Below are 4367 nucleotides of genomic sequence, written 5' to 3' on the forward strand. Positions count from 1 at the left end.
TGGGAAGACACATCTTCAGCAGACTCATTTAAAGTCACTGATTCTTCATTACAATAATTATATAAATTTTTAAAAGCAATTGCTAACATAAGCTTTAATCTATTTAATTGATTAACTTCAGAAGCTCCTGGATCATAATCAATAGCTGTAATATTTGCTAATGGATATTTTTGTCTAATAGCTTTCATCATACCTTTACCAGTAACATGATTAGGAAGACACGCAAAGGGTTGTACACAAACAATATTATTTACGCCACTTTCTATTAATTCTAACATTTCTCCTGTTAAAAACCACCCTTCCCCTGTTTGATTTCCTAAAGATAATATTTCTGAAGCTAAATCACCTATTTTCTCAATATTTTTAGGTGAAGTAAATCTATTACTCTCATCTAGTTCATATTTCATAATTTTTCTGTATCGTTCTACTATTTTAATTGCTACATAACAAATATTTTTTGCTATTTTTGATGATCCTAAATATTTACTTTTAAAAGCTTGATTATAAGAAACATATAAAAAGAAATCTGTTAAATCAGGAATTACAACTTCTGTCCCTTCTTCTTCTAACACATTAATTATATTATTATTAGCTAAAGGATGATATTTCACTAATATTTCTCCAACTATACCTACTTTAGGTTTTACTTCATCTATTATTTCTAATTCATCAAATTCTTTAATAATTCCTTTTATATTTTTCCTGTATTCTTTTATATTACCATTTTTCACATTAGCAATACATATTTCATTCCATTTATCGTATAATTTGTTAGCAGAATTTTTTTCTTTTTCATAAGGTCTTACTCTAAGTAAAACTTTCATTAATAAATCACCATAAATTAAAGCCATAATAGTTTTGTGTAAAGTTTTTAATGTTATTTTAAATCCTGGTTGTTTTTCCATACCAATAGCATTTAATGATATTATAGGCACCTTATTAAATCCAGCATCTACTAATGCCTTCTTTAATAAACCTATATAATTAGTTGCTCTACATCCACCACCTGTTTGACTTATAATTACAGATACATTATCTATATCATATTTTCCAGATTTAAGTGCATGTATTATTTGTCCTACCACAATTATAGATGGATAACAGGCATCATTATTAACATATTTTAATCCAGTCTCTATAATATTTTTATCTACATAGGGTAATACTTCTAAATTATACCCTGAACTACATATAGCCTTTTCTATGAGATTAAAATGAATTGGTGACATTTGAGGAGCTAATATAGTATGAATTTTTTTCATTTTCTTAGTAAATAATACTTTATTATATTTTTTTATTTTTGTAGCCAAATTTATTTTTTTATTTTCTCTTTCTTCTAAAGTAGCTTTTAAAGATCTTATTCTAATTTTTATAGCACCTAAATTATTACCTTCATCAATTTTTAAACAAGTATAAATCTTTTTATTATTATTTAATATTTCTTGAATTTGATCTGTTGTAATAGCATCCAATCCACAACCAAAAGAATTAAGTTGTATTAGTTCTAAATTTTTTTTAGTAGACACAAACTCAGCGGCAGCATATAATCTTGAATGATAAACCCATTGATTTACTACTCTTAAAGGTTCTTTTAAATTTGCCAAATGACTTATACTATCCTCAGTTAGTACAGCCATATCAAAACTATTTATCAAATTAGGTAATCCATGATTTATTTCTGGATCAATATGATACGGTCTTCCTGCTAATACAATACCCTTTTTTCCTGTCCTTTTCAAATATTCTAAAGTTTCTTCACCTTTTTTTCTTATATCTTGTTTATAAATTTCTCTTTCATTCCATGCATTATCAACAGCTTTTTTCACTTCTTCTCTTGTTATATCAAACTCTTTAAATATTTCTATTATTCGTTTATATAAACTTTTTTTATTATCTAAAGATAAAAAAGGATTTATAAATTTAACTTTATTTAATTTTAAATTATCTACATTATTTTTTATAACTTCTGGATAGGAAATTACCATAGGACAATTAAATTTATTATTAGCATTTTTAAATTCCTGTTTTTCATAAACTATACTTGGATAAAAAATAGTTTTTACACCCCTTTTAATTAATGCCTCAATATGACCATGTACTAATTTAGCAGGGTAACAAGCGGATTCAGATGGTATACTATCTACACCTTTTTCATAAAGATTTTTTGAAGAAACTGGAGATATGATAACAGTAAATCCCAAGGTTGTTAATAAAGTAAACCAAAATGGGTAATTTTCATACATATTTAATACTCTAGGTATACCTATAATACCTCTTTTGCTTTTATTTAATGGTAATGGCTTATAATTAAATGTTCTTTTTAATTTATAATTAAATAAATTTGGTATATATTCTTTTAAATTTTTTTCACCTAAAGGTCTTTCACATCTATTTCCTGATATAAACTCTTTATTGTTAGAAAATTTATTTATTGTCAACAAACAATTATTATTACATAGACCACATCTTCTCATAGAAGTGTGAAAACTAAATTTATTTAATTCTTCTTTACATACTAATGAGCTTTTTTCTCCATCTACATATCTTTCCTGTGAAATTAAAGCTGCTCCAAAAGCTCCCATAAGACCTGATATATCTGGTCTTAAAACTTCTTTGCCAACTATTAATTCAAAACTTCTTAATATACAATCATTATGAAAAGTTCCTCCTTGAACTATAAGTCTTTCTCCTAATTCTTCATTATCACGCATTTTTATTACTTTAAATAAAACATTTTTTACTACTGAATAACTTAATCCAGCTGATATATCTCCTATAGTTGCTCCCTCTTTTTGTGCCTGCTTAACTCTAGAATTCATAAATACAGTGCATCTTGACCCTAAATCCACTGGCTCTTTAGAGTTAATACCAGCTAAAGCAAATTCATTAACAGTAATATTTAATGATTTAGCAAAGGTTTCGATAAAAGAACCACAACCTGAGGAACAGGCTTCATTTAAAAGTATACTTTCAATTACACCATTATTTATTTTTAAGCACTTCATATCTTGTCCACCAATATCTAAAATTAACTGTACTCCAGGCATAAAATAATTAGCAGCTTTATAATGAGCTATAGTTTCTATTTCACCTATATCAACTTGAAGAGCACTTTTTATAATTCCTTCTCCATATCCTGTAACTGTAGAATTAATTATCTTAACATTATCTGGTAATACTGAATATAATTTTTCTAATGCTTTTTTTACTTGTATTAAAGGAGTTCCTTCATTACTTCCATAATATGAATATAATATTTCCTTCTCTTTAGAAATAAGTACTATTTTAGTAGTTGTAGAACCTGCATCAATACCTAAAAAAGCTTCACCTTCATAACTACTTAAATTTCTTTTTTTAACTTTACATTTTTTATGTCTTTCTTTAAAATCTTTATATTCATCTTCTATAAACAATGGTCTTAAACGCTCTACTTCATGTGCTCTCATATAATTTAATGATATTACTCTATTTTTTAACTCTTCAAACTCAATATAATTAAATTTATTATTTTTTGATAGAGCTGCTCCAATAGCCACATATAATTGAGAATTTTCAGGAAATATTATATCTTCCTTCTTTAATTCTAAGGTCTCTTGAAATCTTTTTCTTAATTGTGAAAGGAAATATAGCGGACCTCCTAAAAAAGCAACTTTACCTTTTATTTTCTTTCCTTGAGCTAATCCACTTATACTTTGGGTAACTACAGCTTGAAAAATAGATGCTGCTATATCTTCTTTTCTTGCACCTTCATTTAATAAAGGTTGAATATCAGTTTTAGCAAAAACTCCACATCTAGCAGCAATTGGATATATAACTTTATAGTTTTTAGCCAATTTATTTAATCCACTAGCATTAGTTTTTAATAAAGAAGCCATTTGATCTATAAAGGCACCTGTTCCACCTGCACAGGTACCATTCATCCTTTGTTCTAAACTTTTATCAAAAAAAGTTATTTTTGCATCTTCACCACCTAGTTCTATAGCAACTTCTGTTTCTGGAATAAAAATTTCAATAGCTTTTGTACAACATATAACTTCTTGTACAAAATTAACATTAAGCCATTTTGCTATAGAAAGTCCTCCTGAACCTGTTATACTTATATAAATTTTTTTATTTCCTATCTTTTCATAAGCTTCTTTAATTAAAATATTTAAAGTATTTTTTATATCTGAAAGATGTCTTTTATATTGCCCATATATTAATTCATAATTTTTATCTAAAATAACCATTTTTACTGTAGTTGATCCAATATCTAATCCTAAAAAATACTTTTCCATAACTTCACCTCCTAGGAAGCACTATGTAATATTTTAAGTCTTTAAAAAAAATATTAATTACTATAAAATAATATGTATGTTTCTTTATAA

At 26.2% G+C, this 4367-nt stretch carries 1 protein-coding gene; it reads right to left on the reverse strand.

From position 1 onward, the window contains the following. Positions 1-4277, reverse strand: a 4277-nt coding sequence (locus GBZ86_RS13145) for a 2-hydroxyacyl-CoA dehydratase (protein WP_152891349.1), incomplete at its 3' end; no start/stop codon positions are given. Positions 4278-4367 lie beyond the last annotated feature (90 nt).

Origin of the sequence: Clostridium tarantellae, from assembly GCF_009295725.1 — a bacterium.
Classification (GTDB): Bacteria; Bacillota; Clostridia; order Clostridiales; family Clostridiaceae; genus Sarcina; species Sarcina tarantellae.